Genomic DNA, 15182 nt, shown 5'->3' with positions numbered 1-15182 from the left:
AGGATCAAGGTTTTGTTGGGGCAGCTTGTCGGCCACTTGCCGCAGGGCTGGATGCGGGCAAAGCGGGCTCGGAGGCTGCCAAGTTGGGCGATGTCGGTGCGCTGGCCTCTGAGGCCGCTTGTTTGGCCATGCGCTGTGCAGCCGCCGCAGGGGTTTCGACTGGGATGGCTTCGGGCCGGAGTTGGTTCAGCAGGCGCTCGGGTTCGCGCGCGGTGTTGGGGCCCCAGCCCCAGCGGGCAAAGGCGTCCCATTGCCATGCGAGCGTGAGCAAATTCAAGACCAACAAAAGGGCCATGGACCAACGCATCATCGGGACGTTTCCTGTGCAGCAAAAGGGCGCACGCTGACTTCGGCGCTGTGGATGTCTTGCACGCCGGTGTCGGTTTGCAGTCGCAAGGCGCCAACGGGGCTGACGCCCAGCGCCAAGCCCTCTTGGCCATCGCTGGTGTGCACGGGTCGTCCCTTGAGCACATCGCGTGATTCAAACCGGGATTGCAAAGCACCAAAGCCGTCGCGCTCAAAGGCCAGCAAGGTCTGGACCAGCGGCAAGGCCACGCGAAGCAGGGCTGCTGAGGCGCTCAAGCCAGGCAGCAACTCGCTGAGGGCTGCTGGGGCTGTGTTCAGCCCCTGTGCAGGGCGCGGCCGGATGTTCAGGCCCACCCCCACCACCACTTGGCTGCGCCCGCCCATGCTGGCCGCTTCGACCAGGATGCCGCCGAGCTTGCGGTCCTGGAACCACAAATCATTGGGCCACTTCAGGCCCACATCGGGGTGCAGGCTTTCGGCCAGGCTCAGGCCCACGGCCAGAGACAAGCCTGACCAGTCTTGGGGCTGGAGGGACACGCTGAGCGAAAAAGTGAGTGAGTCGCCCGGCTGGCTTTGCCAGACACGCCCCATGCGGCCCCGCCCTGCGGTTTGGCGTTCGGCCACCAGCAGCGTGGCTTCGTGCTGCCCAGCACGGGCCCGGCGCATGAGCTCGCTGTTGCTCGAGTCGGTCTCGGGCAGCACCTCGACGGTGAAATCGGGCAGCAGGGGGAACACCTGTTCCCAAACAGCTTCAGCAGGCCAAGCGGTGGGCGTGATCATGGGGGCGGTGGCGCAACGTGCTGGTTGTGGGGGCGAGCCTTGCTCGCGAATGGGGGCACTTCGACAAAGTCTGAACAGCTTCACCAGCCATCAGCCGCAGGGGCGGCCTCTGTCAGGGTCAACGCTGCAAGCCAGCCTGGGTCAGCCCTTTGCCTTGGACGCCTTCTTTGGCTTGTCCGTTTTGGACGCTTTGCGCTTGGGTTTCGCTTTGGCTTGTTTTTTGAGCTGGTCCTCAGACTTGGCTTTGGGCTTGTCCTTGGATTTGGCCTTGGCTTTTTTCTGGCTTGGGGTCTTGGGCGTGTCCTTGCGCTCTTTGGGCGACAGCAAGGTGCCCCGGCAATTGGCGCTGCCGCACCAGCAAGGGTATTCGGCCTTGAGCTTCTTGGTGTAGGGCTCGTCGATGATCAGGCCGTAGTCATAGTTCAGCTCTTGACCGGCTGAAATGTTTCGGATGGCCTTGATGAAAATCCGGTCGTTGTCTTCGTCGGCTTCGCAGTTGGGGTCGCAGCTGTGGTTGATCCAGCGCGAGGAGTTGCCGCCGTGCAGGGCATCGATCACCCGGTCTTCGTTCACATGGAAGTAAAACGTGTGGTTCGGATCATTCGGGTCATGCGGGTGGCGGTATTGCGCCTCCTCCCAACTGATGACCTCGCCCACGTACTCAATCAAGGTCTCGCCTTCGGCGATGTCCTGCAGGGCAAAGACACCCTTGCCGTGCACGCCGGAGCGTCTCACCTGGATGCGTTTGCCGGACGCGCTCGGGACCGAGCGGCTGGGGGAGGAATCTGGGTATTTGGCCACGGCGTTGAAAATTTGTTATGGTGAATTCATGTGGGCGTGCGCGTGAGCGCGTGCCCGGGCGCGTGCGCACACGCGAGACAACGGATTGTAATGACATGAAAACCTTGGTAATTGCAGAGAAGCCTTCGGTGGCTCAGGACATCGTGAAGGCCTTGACCCCGACCTCGGGCAAGTTCGAGAAACACGACGACCATTTCGAGAACGACCGCTACGTCGTGACCAGCGCCGTTGGCCACTTGGTGGAGATCCAGGCCCCGGAGCAATACGACGTCAAGCGCGGCAAGTGGAGCTTTGCCAACTTGCCCGTGATCCCGCCGCACTTTGACTTGAAGCCGGTGGACAAAACCAAGAGCCGTTTGACGGCCGTGGTCAGGCAAGCCAAGCGCAAAGACGTGAATGCGCTCATCAATGCCTGTGACGCGGGCCGCGAGGGTGAGTTGATCTTCCGCCTGATCGAGCAGTACGCCGGAGGCACCAAGGCGCTGGACAAGCCCGTGCAGCGCCTGTGGCTGCAGTCCATGACGCCGCAAGCCATTCGCGATGGCTTTGACAACTTGCGCAGCAACACCCAGATGCAGGGTCTGGCCGACGCCGCCCGCAGCCGCTCAGAGGCCGATTGGTTGGTGGGCATCAACGGCACCCGCGCCATGACCGCGTTCAACTCGCGCGATGGCGGTTTCTTCTTGACGACGGTTGGCCGGGTGCAAACGCCCACGCTGGCCGTGGTGGTGGAGCGCGAAGAGCAAATCCGCAAATTCGTGAGCCGTGACTATTGGGAAATCCACGCCGAGTTTGCGGCGGCCGCGGGCACCTACCCGGGCAAGTGGTTCGATCCCCAATGGAAGAAAGAAGAAGACGCTGAAAAGAAAGCCGACCGCAAATGGTCGGCGGCGGAGGCGCAAGCCATTGTTGAGGCTGTGCGCGGCAAAACCGCCAGCGTCACCGAAGAGGCCACGCCCACCACGCAAGCGAGCCCCGGCCTGTTTGACCTGACCAGTTTGCAGCGCGAGGCCAACGGCAAGTTTGGCTTCTCGGCCAAGACCACGCTGGCGCTGGCGCAAAGCCTGTACGAGCGCCACAAAGCCCTGACCTACCCGCGTACCGACTCGCGCCACCTGCCCGAAGACTATGTGCCCGTGGCCAAGGAAACCTTTGAGATGCTGGCCGACAGCGGCATGCGCCACTTGGCCCCGCACGCCCTCACGGCACTGAACAACAACTACGTGCGCAAGATCCCGCGCGTGTTCGACAACAAAAAGGTCTCGGACCACTTCGCCATCATCCCCACGCTGCAAGCGCCCAGTGGCTTGTCTGAGGCGGAACAAAAGCTCTACGACTTGGTGGTGCGCCGCTTCATGGCGGTGTTTTTCCCCAGCGCCGAATACCAAGTCACCACCCGCATCAGCGTGGCCGCAGGCCACAGCTTCAAGACGGTGGGCAAGGTGCTGGTCAAACCCGGCTGGTTGGCCATTTACGGCAAGGAAGCCGCCAACGAGGTGGAAGACGCCAAAGACGGCGACAAGGGCCAGAACCTGGTGCCGGTGCAAGCGGGCGAGCCAGTGGGCGTTGAATCGGTCGAAGCCAAGGGCCTGAAGACACGCCCCCCGGCACGCTATTCAGAAGCCACCCTGCTGGGGGCGATGGAAGGCGCGGGCAAATTGGTGGACGACGACGAATTGCGCGAGGCCATGCAGGAAAAAGGCCTGGGCACACCCGCCACCCGTGCGGCCATCATCGAAGGCCTGCTCAACGAAAAATACATGTTGCGCGAAGGCCGCGAGATCATCCCCACGGCCAAGGCCTTCCAGCTCATGACGCTGCTGCGTGGCCTGCAGGTGGAAGAACTCTCCCGGCCCGAACTGACGGGCGAGTGGGAATACAAGCTCGCGCAAATGGAGCAAGGCAAATTGAGCCGCGCCACTTTCATGGCCGAGATCGCGGCCATGACCGAGCACATCGTCAAGAAAGCCAAGGAATACGACCGCGACACCGTGCCCGGCGACTACGCCACGCTGAGCACGCCCTGCCCCAACTGCGGCGGAGTGGTCAAGGAAAACTACCGCAGGTACACCTGCACGGGCGCGGATGGCGCCAGCGACGGCTGTGGCTTCTCGTTTGGCAAGTCGCCTGCGGGCCGCACCTTTGAACAAGCCGAGGTTGAGCAGTTCATGCGCGACAAGAAAATCGGACCGCTCGAAGGCTTCCGCTCCAAGGCCGGTTGGCCCTTCGTGGCCGAAATGGCCCTCAAATACAACGAAGAAGACAAGAACTGGAAGCTCGAATTCGACTTTGGTGACGACAAGAAAAACGAAGAGAGCGGCGAGATCGTCGAGTTCACCGACGAGGCCCTGGGTGCTTGCCCCAAGTGCGGCAGTCCGGTGCACGAACACGGCAGCAACTATGTGTGCAGCAAAGCCGTTCCTACGAACGAACAGCCCACACCCAGTTGCGATTTCAAAACCGGCAAACTCATCTTGCAGCAGCCAGTGGAGCGCGAGCAAATCGTCAAACTCTTGACCAGCGGCAAGACCGATGTGCTCGACAAATTCGTCAGCAACCGCACCCGCCGCAGCTTCAAGGCCATGCTGGCCTGGAACCCCGAAGAGGGCAAAGTGACGTTTGAGTTCGAACAGCGCGAAGGGGGCAAAAAATACCCACCACGCAAGACAGCGGCCACCAAGACGCCGTTTGGCAAAGCCGCTGCCAAGAAAACCACGGCCAAGACGGTCGCCAAAACGCCCGCAGCCAAAAAAGTCGCCAAAGCGGCTGCCCCCAAAGCGCCCCGCAAAGCCGCTGTGGGCACCTTGAAGCCCAGCGCCGCCTTGGCCTCGGTGATCGGTGACGGCACCTACGCCCGCACCGAAGTGGTCAAGAAAATTTGGGACTACATCAAGGCCAACAACCTGCAGAACCCGGCAGACAAGCGATCCATCCAGGCGGATGGCAAGCTGCAAGCGGTGTTTGGCAAAGACCAAGCCACCATGTTCGAGTTGGCCGGCATCATTGGCAAGCACCTGAGCTGACACCCATCCCGCCGGGGTTCTGAACGCCACGCCAGACGTGGCGTTTTTTTTGGAAGCCATCCAAAGCCATTGCCCATGGCCGGTGCCAGGGTGGGTGGGCGTTCTAGCTGAGCGTGTGCCCCATGCCTGAAAAGCGCGCTCTGTCAGTTGGCTGCGAAGGTGACACCTTGGCCCTGCACTTTCTTCCAAAATGGGCAGACCTTCACCACACAGCAGAGACGCACATGCAACACATCGGATTTGTCGGCGCTTCGGGTTTGATGGGCCATGGCATGGCCAAAAACATCCGGGCCAAGGGGTTTGACTTGTCGATTTCGGTCCACCAGCGCACCGCGCCGGTGCAAGACTTGTTGGCTGCAGGCGCCCGCCAGGTGAGCAGTTATGCCGACTTGGCGTCCTGTGATGCGGTGCTCATTTGCGTGACGGGCTCGCCCCAGGTCGAGGCGGTGGTGTCTGGGCCGGGGGGCATTTTGTCCAAGGCGAAAGCAGGCCTGATCGTCATCGACACCTCCACCAGTGAGCCCGAATCCACCCGCCGTCTGGCGGCGCTGTGCGCTGCGCAGGGCGTGATTTATGTGGACGCGCCGCTCACCCGCACGCCCATCGAGGCCGAAGCGGGCAAGCTCAACTCGATGGTGGGCGCATCGCCCGAGGTATTCGCCCGCATCGAGCCAGTGATTCGGGCTTACAGCGAAAACGTGTTCCATGTGGGCGAGATGGGCTCTGGCCACGTCGTCAAGCTGCTCAACAACTTTGTGGCGCAGGCCATTTGCACCGCCACAGCCGAGGCCTTCGCTGTGGGGGCCAAGGCGGGCGTAGACCTGGACAAAGTGGTGCAGGTCATCTCGGCGGGCGGCGTCAATTCGGGCTTGTTCCAGCTCATGTCCAAAACCTTGCAGGGCGACTACGGCGCGATGAAGTTCGAGCTGAACAATGCGGCCAAGGATTTGCGTTACTACTCGCACCTGACCGAGAGCATGAAGGTGCCCTCCATCATCGGCACCAGCGTGCACCAGGCCCTGAACACGGCCGTGGCTTTGGGCTATGGCAGCGAGATGGTGCCCTCGCTGGTCAAGGCGCAGGCCCAACTCAACCAGGTCACGATCGTCAAGGCTTGAGGTTTTGGAGGGCTTGGGCCCTATTGGCCCATGACAACGCCCATCGAAAACAGGGGCGTTGTCATGGCTTGTCGGGCAGGGAGGGGGGCTGTGATCCCACCCCCTCGAGTTCGAGCGCTTAGGCGGATGCCTTGCCCACCACCCGCGCCATCTCCAGGCACTTGTTGGCGTAGCCCCACTCGTTGTCGTACCAGGCCATCACTTTGATGAAGGTGCTGTCCAGCGCCATGCCCGCCTCGGCGTCGAACACGCTGGTGCACACCTCGCCCCGAAAATCGGTCGACACCACCTTGGCTTCGGTGTAACCCAACACGCCCATGAGCGCCCCTTGGCTTTGCGCTTTCATCTCGGCGCAAATTTCGGCATAGGTGGCCGGGCTGCTCAGCTCGACGGTCAAATCCACCAGCGACACATCGCTGGTGGGCACACGCACCGCCACACCGGTCAGCCGCCCCTGGATCTCGGGGATCACCACGCCCACAGCTTTGGCCGCGCCTGTGCTGCTGGGGATGATGTTTTCCAGAATGCCACGGCCACCACGCCAGTCTTTGTTGCTCGGGCCGTCCACGGTTTTTTGGGTGGCGGTGGTGGCATGCACGGTGGTCATCAGGCCGCGCCGGATGCCCCATTTGTCGTTCAGCACTTTGGTGATGGGCGCCAGCGCGTTGGTGGTGCAGCTGGCGTTGCTGACGATGGCTTGTCCGGCATAGGACGCATGGTTCACGCCATACACAAACATCGGGGTGTCGTCTTTCGAGGGGGCTGACATCACCACCTTTCTGGCACCCGCACTCAAGTGCTTGCCCGCGCTGTCCTGGTCCAGAAACAAGCCGGTGGCTTCGATCACCACATCCGCGCCTACCTCGTTCCACTTCAGATTTTCCGGGTCGCGCTCTTGCGTGAGGCGGATGCGCTGGCCGTTCACGATCAACGTTGAACCCTCCACCGTCAGCGTGCCCTGAAAGCGCCCGTGCACGCTGTCGTATTCCAGCATGTAGGCCAGGTAATCGGGCGCCATCAAATCGTTGATGCCGACGATTTCAACGTCCCTGAAGTTTTGCGTGGCTGCACGCAGCACCATGCGCCCGATGCGGCCAAAGCCGTTGATGCCAATTCGTGTGGTCATGTGGGGCTCTCTTTCTTGGAGGTGCAGGCGCAAGCCCGGCAAGGCTGGATGGGTCAGAGATGTAACCATCGTATGCCAAATATTGAAATTTTGTTACATGATCCGGCCGTGTGGCGCGATTGTTCTGGTTTTGTAACCCGATGGCTGTTGCGTGTGCAGGCGGACAGACAGTGCGTGTCTGAACATCACCACAGCAAAGTCGCAGAGCACCTGGAGCTGGCTGCCAAGTCACACAAAGAAGTGGCCAAGCTCATCGGTGCCAACGACCACGCTGCAGCGCAGACCCATGCCAAAGTGGCTGGCGAACACTTTGCCAAAGCGCAAGAGCACATGGAGTTGGCCAAAAAGGGCATGCCCGCCTCCAAATAAGGCGTGGTCAGACCTGTGAAGGAGCCATCTGCCTCACCAGGGCAGATGGTTTTTTCATGTGGGCGTCCTTCGCCCGGTCGGCAGGCGTCTTAAGCGTTTCCAGCCGGGTGGACAATTCGGACATGTCTTCTTGCAATGCCATCTCGTGAACACCGCACACCTCAACGCCGACCATTTCAACCGCGAATGCTTTTGCATCAGCCTCGATGAGCAAGCTTTGCGACGCAGCATGGCGACAGAGATCGGGGACCCGGCTTTGTTTGAGTGGGTGCAGGGCCGCCTGCCCTCCTTGTTTTCAGCGCGGCCCGTGGTGCTGTCACAGGCCCAAGTGCAGGGCATGGCGCAGCTGATTTCGGCGCTGGAATCTGTGGTGGCCTTGCCCACTTACCGCGAGGAGGTCCTGTCGCGTTCAACGCCGATTGCCCGCCACCCGACCCGCGCCAAAGGTGTCTTCATGGGCTATGACTTTCATGTCAATGACGCGGGGCTTGGCCTGATCGAGGTCAACACGAATGCCGGCGGCGCATTGCTCAACGCTTTGCTGGCCAGAGCGCAGCGAGCTTGCTGCGCCGAGATCGAATCGCTGGTGCCCACCAACGCCCAAGTGGATGCCTTGGAAGCGGCCTGGGTGGCCATGTTCGAGCGCGAGTGGCAGCTCTGTCACCCGGGTCGTCCCTTGCGAACCGTGGCCATCGTGGACGCCGCACCCGAGCAGCAATACCTGTATCCCGAATTCTTGCTGTTCCAGTCCTTGTTCAAGCGTCATGGCATTGCGGCCTTCGTGGCCGACCCGGCGCAATTGGCGTGGCGTGATCAGCAGCTTTGGTGTGAGGGTGTGGCCATCGATTTGGTTTACAACCGCCTGACCGACTTTGACTTGAGCGAGCCCCCGCATGCTCACTTGCGTGAAGCCTATGTACAGGACGCGGTTGTTCTCACGCCCCATCCGCAAGCCCATGCGCTGTGGGCCGACAAGCGCAACCTGGCCCTCTTGTGCAACGTGAACACACTCCAGACCATGGGTGTGCCCGAAGCAGCGCAATCATTGTTGTTGGCGGGTATTCCGCACACCGAGGTGGTGACACCCGCCAATGCCGATCGTTTTTGGGCCGCGCGCAAACAGTTTTTCTTCAAACCCTTTGCAGGCTACGGCGGCAAGGCCACTTACCGGGGCGACAAATTGACACACCGTGTCTGGGCCGACATCGCGGCAGGCGGTTACATCGCTCAAGCTTGGGTGGCGCCGGGTGAGCGCACCATCTCGGGCGGCGACTCGGCGCAGGTGCTCAAGTTCGATGTGCGCAACTACGTGTACGACGGCCAAGTGCAGTCGCTGGCTGCCCGTTTGTACCAAGGCCAAACCACCAATTTCAGAACACCGGGCGGCGGGTTTTCTCCGGTTTATATTGCGCCTTGAAGCGCAGGAGAAAAAGCCATGGACCGTTTGGAGTTTGATCACGTGATCGTGGGCGGCGGCTCGGCCGGGTGTGTGCTGGCCAGCCGCTTGAGCGAAGACCCCACCGTGCAGGTGGCCCTGCTCGAGGCCGGGCCGCCCGATACCAGTGCGCTGATCCATTGCCCCGCGGGCATCGCGCTCATGGCCCGCACCGAAATCGTCACGCAAGGCTTGAACACGGTGCCGCAACCCGGCTTGAACGGCCGCATCGGTTTCCAGCCGCGTGGCCGCACCTTGGGGGGCTCCAGCTCAACCAATGCGATGGCCTACATCCGTGGCCAACAAGCCGATTACGACACCTGGGCCCAGATGGGGTGTTCGGGTTGGTCGTGGGCCGAGGTTTTTCCCTACTTTTTGAAGGCCGAGCACAACGAGCGCATCCACAACGGCTGGCATGCGCAACACGGCCCCTTGAACGTGGCCGATTTGCAAAGCCCCAACGTGTTTTCACAACGCTTTGTCGAGGCGGGCATACAAGCCGGTTTGGCGCACACCACCGACTTCAATGGCCCCACGCAAGAAGGTGTGGGCCTGTACCAGGTGACGCAGCGCTCAGGCGAGCGTTTCAGCGCGGCCAAGGCTTACCTCACGCCGAACTTGGGGCGCCCCAATTTGCACGTCATGACCGGCGTCACCGTGGACCGCATTGGTTTGGTGGATTGCGTGGCGCGGCAGGTGCACACCGTGCAAGGTGGGAAGGCCCAGACCTTGAGCGCTCGGCGCGAGATCATTTTGAGTGCGGGCGCTTTCCAGTCGCCCGCCATCCTCATGCGTTCAGGCATTGGGCCGGCCCCGCACCTGCAAAGCCTGGGCATCGATGTGTTGCACGACCTGCCCGGTGTGGGCGAGAACCTGCACGACCACCCCGACGCCGTGCTGGTGGCCGATGCGCCGGGGCAGACCGATTTGATCGGCGTCTCGCCCCGGGGGGCATGGCACACCTTGCAGGCGCTGTGGGCCTGGCGGCAACACCGCCAAGGGGCACTGACCACCAATTTCGCAGAAGGCGGTGCGTTTTACAAAAGCCGTCCCCATGAGGCGCACCCGGACATCCAGCTGCACTTTGTGGTGGCCAAACTGGTGGACCACGGCCGCCAACTGACGCTGGGGCATGGTTACTCTTTGCATGTGTGTTTGCTGCAACCGGACAGCCGAGGCCGCGTGCAATTGGCCGACCGCGACCCGAACAGTGCGCCGCTGATCGACCCGCAGTTTTTGAGCGCGCCGCGCGACCTGCAGCGGCTGCGCGACGGCGTTCGCCAAGCCCAGCGCATCCTGGCCCAACCCGCTTTGGCCGCGTATGGCAAAGAGTGGGCGGCGTCGGCCGATGCCCGCACCGACGAACAACTCGACCACTGGATTCGCCAAAACGCCGACACGGTCTACCACCCGGTGGGCACGTGCCGCATGGGCCAGGACAACATGGCCGTGGTGGACGCGCAGTTGCGCGTGCATGGCGTGCCGGGCTTGCGCGTGGTCGACGCGTCGGTCATGCCGCGCATCGTGAGCGGTAACACCAACGCCCCAACGATCATGATTGCCGAGAAGGCGGCGGATTGGATACGCGGCAGTCGGCCATGAAAAAAGCGCCCGAAGGCGCTTTGAGCGATGTCCCATGGCAGCTTCAGGGCTCCTCGCAGGGGCGATGTGGCAAAGCGAAGCGCCTCTGAGCCCCTGCGGGGAGCCCTGAAGCTGCCTGCCCGTTCAGCTCACTTCTTCTTGGCCACCACCCGCACCATCTCCAGGCACTGCTTGGCGTAACCCCATTCGTTGTCGTACCAGGCCACGATCTTGACAAAGCTTTTGTCCAGCGCAATACCGGCCGTTGCATCGAACACGCTGGCACAGGACTCGCCACGGAAGTCGGTGGAGACCACTTTCTCGTCGGTGTAACCCAGCACGCCTTTCAGAGCCCCTTCGCTTTGCGCCTTCATCTCGGCGCAGATGTCGGCGTAGCTGGCGTCGCTGTTCAACTCGACGGTCAAGTCAATGACCGACACGTCCGAAGTCGGCACACGGAAAGCCATGCCGGTGATCTTGCCCTTGATCTCGGGGATCACCACGCCCACGGCCTTGGCCGCGCCCGTGCTGCTGGGGATGATGTTTTCGAGGATGCCCCGGCCACCGCGCCAGTCTTTGCGCGACGACCCGTCCACCGTCATCTGACTGGCCGTGGCGGCGTGCACCGTGGTCATCAGGCCGCGCTTGATGCCCCATTTGTCGTTGAGCACCTTGACCACAGGTGCCAGGCAGTTGGTGGTGCAAGAAGCGTTGGAGATGATGGCTTCGCCCGCATATTGCTTGTGGTTCACGCCGTAGACGAACATCGGGATGCTGTCCTTGGAGGGGGCCGAAATCACGACTTTCTTGGCGCCCGCGGCCAAATGCATCTGGCTGGTGGGCTCGGTCAGGTAGTGGCCCGTGCATTCGAGCACGGTGTGCACGCCCATCTCGCCCCAGCGCAGGTTGTGCGCATCGCGCTCGTGCGAGAGCTTGATCTTTTTGCCATTGACGATGAGGGTGTCTTCGGTGAAGTCCACCGTGCCATCAAAGCGGCCGTGCACGCTGTCGTACTTGAGCATGTAGGCCAGGTAGTCGGCCGGCTTGGGGTCGTTGATGCCGACGATCTGGATGTCGTCGTAGCCGTGTTTCAGCGCAGCGCGCAGTGCCAAACGGCCGATGCGGCCGAATCCGTTGATGCCCAGCTTGATGGTCATGGTGAGAGCCTCGGGAGATAAGTTACTAAACCGTTACGTAACCGGATTGGAAACCAGATCCCTTGCATGGGCCTGATCCCGTGAACCGGATGTCAGCGCAGTGCGCACTGAAATCCAGTCCATGCCCGGTCAGTCTGGCCTTCTCAGGCCTTGAGCAGCGCAGCGTGGACCGTGTCGGCCACGTTTTCGGCGGTGAAACCAAAGTGCTTGAACAACACAGGGGCCGGGGCCGACTCGCCATAGGTGTCGATGCCGACCACCGCAGCGCAGCCGTATTTCCACCAGCCGTCGGTGGAGCCCATCTCGACCGCCACGCGGGGGATGCCGGCTGGCAGCACGCTTTGCTTGTAGGCGCTGTCCTGGCGGTCAAACACATTGGTGCTGGGCATGGAGACCACGCGCACGCCAATTTGGCGTTCGGCCAGCAGTTTTTGGGCGGCCAAGGCCAGTTGCACTTCGGAGCCGGTGGCAATGATCACGCCATGGGTCTTTTTCATGCCCAGGTGTTCGGGCTCGGACAGCACATAGGCGCCGCGGCTGATGTCGCCCAGATCGCTCTTGGGCGAATAGGCCAGGTTCTGGCGGCTGAGCAAGAGGGCCGAAGGACGGTGGGCGTTTTGCAGCGCCACAGCCCAGGCCACGGTGGTCTCGGCCGTGTCGGCGGGGCGCCACACGTCCAGACCGGGGATCAGGCGCAGGCTGGCGGCGTGCTCGATCGATTGGTGCGTGGGGCCGTCTTCGCCCAGACCGATGGAGTCGTGGGTGAACACGTGGATCACGCGCTGCTTCATGAGCGCGGCCATGCGGATGGCATTGCGGCTGTAGTCGCTGAAGGTCAGGAAGGTGCCACCGTAGGGGATGTAGCCGCCGTGCAGGGCCACGCCGTTCATGATGGCGGCCATGCCGAATTCGCGCACGCCGTAGTTGATGTGGCGACCGATCTGGCCTTCTGCGGTTTTGACCACGTCACCCGCCAGGTCCACGCGGAAAGCGGGGGTGCTCTTGGTGTTGGTCAGGTTGGAGCCGGTCAAATCGGCCGAGCCGCCCAGCATTTCAGGCAGGGCTGCGGTGAAGGCCTCCAGCGCCAGTTGGCTGGCCTTGCGGCTGGCCACGGTCTCGCCCTTGGTGTGGGCGGCGATCACGGCGTCGAACGCCACCTGGTTGAAGTTCTTGGGCAAGTCGCCCTTCATGCGGCGCACGAACTCTTTGGCCAGCGCGGGGTGGGCGGCTTTGTAGGCGGCAAAGGCGGTGTTCCACTCGGCTTCGCGGGCTTTGCCAGCGGCCTTGGCGTCCCAGTCGGCATAGACCGCTTTGGGGATCTTGAAGGGCTCGGCCGTCCAGCCCAGGGCCGCGCGGGTGAGCTTGATTTCTTCGGCGCCCAAAGGCTCGCCGTGCGCTTTGGAGGTGCCCGCACGGTTGGGCGAGCCCTTGCCGATGGCGGTCTTGCAGACGATCAAGGTGGGCTTGTCAGCGCTGTGCTTGGCGGTGGCAATGGCCTTGGACACGGCAGCGGCGTCGTGGCCGTCTACGGCGTCGATCACGTGCCAGCCGCAAGCGGCAAAGCGCTGGGGCGTGTTGTCGATGAACCAGGGGGCGACCTGGCCGTCAATGGAGATGCCGTTGTCGTCGTACAGGGCGATCAGTTTGTTGAGCTTCCAGGCGCCCGCCAGAGCCACGGCCTCGTGGCTGATGCCTTCCATCAGGCAGCCGTCACCCAGGAACACATAGGTGTGGTGGTTGACGATCTTGTGGCCAGCTTGGTTGAATTCGGCCGCCAGCATTTTCTCGGCCAGCGCCATGCCCACGGCGTTGGTGATGCCTTGGCCGAGCGGGCCGGTGGTGGTTTCCACGCCAGGGGTCACGCCGACTTCGGGGTGGCCCGCGGTTTTGCTGTGCAAGGTGCGGAAGTTTTTGAGCTCTTCGATCGGCAACTTGTAGCCGGTCAGGTGCAGCACCGAATAAATCAGCATCGAGCCGTGGCCATTGGACAGCACAAAGCGGTCGCGGTTGGCCCAGTGCGGGTTGCCCGGGTTGTGCTGCAGGTGATCACCCCACAGCGCAACGGCCATGTCGGCCATGCCCATGGGCGCGCCGGGGTGACCGGAGTTGGCTTGTTGAACCGCGTCCATTGCGAGGGCGCGGATGGCGTTGGCCATTTGTTGCTGGTTTGCCATGTGGGCAGCTCCGGGAAAGTATTCTGGAAAACCCGGATTTTAGCGGTTGTCCACCCGCCGGCCTTGATTGGGCGGCGGCTTGGACATTGGCAGCTTCAGCGGGTCGACTCTTGGTGCTGGCGGGCCAGCACATAGCGGCGCATGGCCACCGCCGGGGCGTCGGCGGCCACCGATAACTCGTACAGATCTTCGGGGCGGGTGTGGGCCAGCGCCTGCTCTTGCAGCGCCAAACCGTCCACGTCTTCCTGGAAAGCGACGAACAGCTGCTCGTGCATGAAACGGGTGGTGGCCGGGTCGTCCAGCGCGAAATCGCGTCCGTGCACGATGAAGTAATGGGTGGAGGTGGCGGTTTCGGGTGTGGGCATGTGCGCGGTGCGGATGCGGAACTGCGCACGCTCCGATTCGGGCAAATGGCAATCGTAAAAAAGCACCGAGACCTCGTGCAGGCCCAGGCTGCGAAACTCGGAGCGCACCACGCGCGCGGCCTGGCCCTGCCCGGTCAGCCCCGTGGGGACCGCCCACACCGGCGGCAGTGTGGTGGGCACCACGTGGCGCAGCAAGGCGAATTGACCGTCACCGATTTCGGTCTCAAAAGCCGCTTTGGCGTAATCGGGGGTGCCAAAACTTTTGGCGTGCAAAAAGCTCAGGTGCGTCAGGTCCAGCAGGTTTTCGTGCAGGCGCACATAGCTGGCCTGCAGGCTCAAATGGCCTTGGGAGCGCTCCCACAGCGGGTCTTGCATCCAGTCTTGCGCAGGCAGTTTGGCGAGATCGGCCTGTTCGGGCTCTCCCATCCAGATCCACACCACCGCGCCGCGTTCGTGAGTGCGGTAAGCGCGTATGCCGACATTTTTCGGGCAGCTCGCTTGCGAGGGCACTTCGATGCAGTCGCCTTCGGTGTTGAAGCGAAAGCCGTGGTACCCGCACACGAGGGTGTCTTGTTCCAGTGAGCCGGCCGACAAGGGCATGGAGCGGTGCGGACAGCGGTCCTCCAGGGCCACCACCTGCCCTTGTGTGCTGCGGTAGAACACCAGGCGATGACCGAGCAAGGTGCGTGCGAGCAGCTGGTGCTTGATTTCATCGCCAAAAGCGGCGACGTACCACTCGTTCATGACAAAAGGGGTGTCGCGGTCAGCCAGCCGTGAGGCGGCGTTTTGGGCGGCCACAATCACGTTTTTCTGGGGGCGGGTCATGCGTGTCTCCTGCGGTGGCGGCAGTCCTTGAAGAGGGCTCTTTTCTGGCCTGGCCGGTGTGGATTTTGACGTGGCCCCGCTCGGGGCGAGGCCGCGCGGGTGACAGGGGCGACACTTTGCGG

The 15182-nt window shown here is 62.5% G+C and carries 13 protein-coding genes; 5 read left to right on the top strand and 8 right to left on the bottom strand.

Annotation, left to right across the window (positions count from 1 at the left end):
* Positions 1–4 precede the first annotated feature (4 nt).
* From LHAB_RS04135 to LHAB_RS04125, 3 genes are all read right to left on the bottom strand, one after another.
* Complete coding sequence (locus LHAB_RS04135) at positions 5–310, bottom strand: hypothetical protein (protein WP_090044109.1); 306 nt, start codon at positions 308–310, stop codon at positions 5–7.
* Positions 307–1086 carry a biotin--[acetyl-CoA-carboxylase] ligase gene (locus LHAB_RS04130; RefSeq protein WP_090044108.1) on the bottom strand — a complete coding sequence of 260 codons (780 nt, stop codon included), beginning with the start codon at positions 1084–1086 and terminating at the stop codon, positions 307–309. The genes LHAB_RS04135 and LHAB_RS04130 overlap by 4 nt, the downstream gene beginning before the upstream one ends.
* A 141-nt stretch (positions 1087–1227) precedes the next feature.
* Positions 1228–1887 carry an SET domain-containing protein gene (locus LHAB_RS04125; RefSeq protein ID WP_090044107.1) on the bottom strand — a complete coding sequence of 220 codons (660 nt, stop codon included), beginning with the start codon at positions 1885–1887 and terminating at the stop codon, positions 1228–1230.
* Between the two features lie 95 nt (positions 1888–1982).
* Between LHAB_RS04125 and LHAB_RS04120 the strand changes: the two genes are divergently transcribed.
* Entirely contained in the window at positions 1983–4910 is a 2928-nt protein-coding gene (locus LHAB_RS04120) for a DNA topoisomerase III (RefSeq protein ID WP_090044106.1), read from the top strand.
* 224 nt (positions 4911–5134) lie between these two features.
* A complete protein-coding gene (locus tag LHAB_RS04115; protein WP_090047645.1) occupies positions 5135–6028 on the top strand; it encodes an NAD(P)-dependent oxidoreductase in 894 nt (297 codons plus the stop codon).
* A 118-nt stretch (positions 6029–6146) separates the two neighbouring features.
* Here LHAB_RS04115 and gap (LHAB_RS04110) read toward each other — a convergent pair whose 3' ends face one another.
* On the bottom strand, positions 6147–7154 hold the full coding sequence (gap, locus tag LHAB_RS04110) for a type I glyceraldehyde-3-phosphate dehydrogenase (RefSeq protein ID WP_090047643.1): 1008 nt from the start codon (positions 7152–7154) through the stop codon (positions 6147–6149).
* Positions 7155–7328: 174 nt separating this feature from the next.
* On the opposite strand from gap (LHAB_RS04110), the gene LHAB_RS04105 reads away from it, so the two are divergent.
* Positions 7329–7523 (top strand): hypothetical protein, encoded by a 195-nt coding sequence (locus tag LHAB_RS04105; RefSeq protein ID WP_194943088.1) that lies wholly within the window; start codon positions 7329–7331, stop codon positions 7521–7523.
* Positions 7524–7530: 7 nt separating this feature from the next.
* Here LHAB_RS04105 and LHAB_RS14810 read toward each other — a convergent pair whose 3' ends face one another.
* Complete coding sequence (locus LHAB_RS14810; RefSeq protein WP_255349689.1) at positions 7531–7665, bottom strand: hypothetical protein; 135 nt, start codon at positions 7663–7665, stop codon at positions 7531–7533.
* A gap of 3 nt (positions 7666–7668) precedes the next feature.
* Here LHAB_RS14810 and LHAB_RS04100 point away from each other — a divergent pair, with 3 nt between their 5' ends.
* On the top strand, positions 7669–8940 hold the full coding sequence (locus LHAB_RS04100; protein ID WP_090044104.1) for a hypothetical protein: 1272 nt from the start codon (positions 7669–7671) through the stop codon (positions 8938–8940).
* Between the two features lie 18 nt (positions 8941–8958).
* On the top strand, positions 8959–10560 hold the full coding sequence (locus tag LHAB_RS04095) for a GMC family oxidoreductase (RefSeq protein ID WP_090044103.1): 1602 nt from the start codon (positions 8959–8961) through the stop codon (positions 10558–10560).
* A 128-nt stretch (positions 10561–10688) separates the two neighbouring features.
* On the opposite strand, the gene gap (LHAB_RS04090) is transcribed toward LHAB_RS04095, so the two are convergent.
* The 3 genes from gap (LHAB_RS04090) to LHAB_RS04080 all read right to left on the bottom strand — a co-directional run bounded on the left by gap (LHAB_RS04090) (position 10689) and on the right by LHAB_RS04080 (position 15060).
* A complete protein-coding gene (gene gap / locus LHAB_RS04090; RefSeq protein ID WP_090044102.1) occupies positions 10689–11696 on the bottom strand; it encodes a type I glyceraldehyde-3-phosphate dehydrogenase in 1008 nt (335 codons plus the stop codon).
* Positions 11697–11839: 143 nt separating this feature from the next.
* The gene (gene tkt, locus LHAB_RS04085) at positions 11840–13870 is read right to left on the bottom strand and encodes a transketolase (RefSeq protein WP_090044101.1); all 2031 of its coding nucleotides are present in this window, start codon (positions 13868–13870) and stop codon (positions 11840–11842) included.
* Positions 13871–13965: 95 nt separating this feature from the next.
* The gene (locus LHAB_RS04080) at positions 13966–15060 is read right to left on the bottom strand and encodes an aromatic ring-hydroxylating dioxygenase subunit alpha (protein WP_090044100.1); all 1095 of its coding nucleotides are present in this window, start codon (positions 15058–15060) and stop codon (positions 13966–13968) included.
* Positions 15061–15182: the final 122 nt, after the last annotated feature.

The sequence above is a fragment of the Limnohabitans sp. 2KL-27 genome, from assembly GCF_001269345.1.
Classification (GTDB): Bacteria; Pseudomonadota; Gammaproteobacteria; order Burkholderiales; family Burkholderiaceae_C; genus Limnohabitans_A.
The sequence above is the reverse complement of the archived record's forward strand: the minus strand, read 5'-3'. Positions and strand labels throughout refer to the sequence as shown.

Bases quoted from the DNA above. Each gene is read 5' to 3' on its own strand.
- LHAB_RS04135 (WP_090044109.1), bottom strand. From the start codon at position 310: ATGATGCGTTGGTCCATGGCCCTTTTGTTGGTCTTGAATTTGCTCACG.
- LHAB_RS04130 (WP_090044108.1), bottom strand. From the start codon at position 1,086: ATGATCACGCCCACCGCTTGGCCTGCTGAAGCTGTTTGGGAACAGGTG.
- LHAB_RS04120 (WP_090044106.1), top strand. From the start codon at position 1,983: ATGAAAACCTTGGTAATTGCAGAGAAGCCTTCGGTGGCTCAGGACATC.
- LHAB_RS04115 (WP_090047645.1), top strand. From the start codon at position 5,135: ATGCAACACATCGGATTTGTCGGCGCTTCGGGTTTGATGGGCCATGGC.
- gap (WP_090047643.1), bottom strand. From the start codon at position 7,154: ATGACCACACGAATTGGCATCAACGGCTTTGGCCGCATCGGGCGCATG.
- LHAB_RS14810 (WP_255349689.1), bottom strand. From the start codon at position 7,665: ATGGCATTGCAAGAAGACATGTCCGAATTGTCCACCCGGCTGGAAACG.
- LHAB_RS04095 (WP_090044103.1), top strand. From the start codon at position 8,959: ATGGACCGTTTGGAGTTTGATCACGTGATCGTGGGCGGCGGCTCGGCC.
- gap (WP_090044102.1), bottom strand. From the start codon at position 11,696: ATGACCATCAAGCTGGGCATCAACGGATTCGGCCGCATCGGCCGTTTG.
- tkt (WP_090044101.1), bottom strand. From the start codon at position 13,870: ATGGCAAACCAGCAACAAATGGCCAACGCCATCCGCGCCCTCGCAATG.
- LHAB_RS04080 (WP_090044100.1), bottom strand. From the start codon at position 15,060: ATGACCCGCCCCCAGAAAAACGTGATTGTGGCCGCCCAAAACGCCGCC.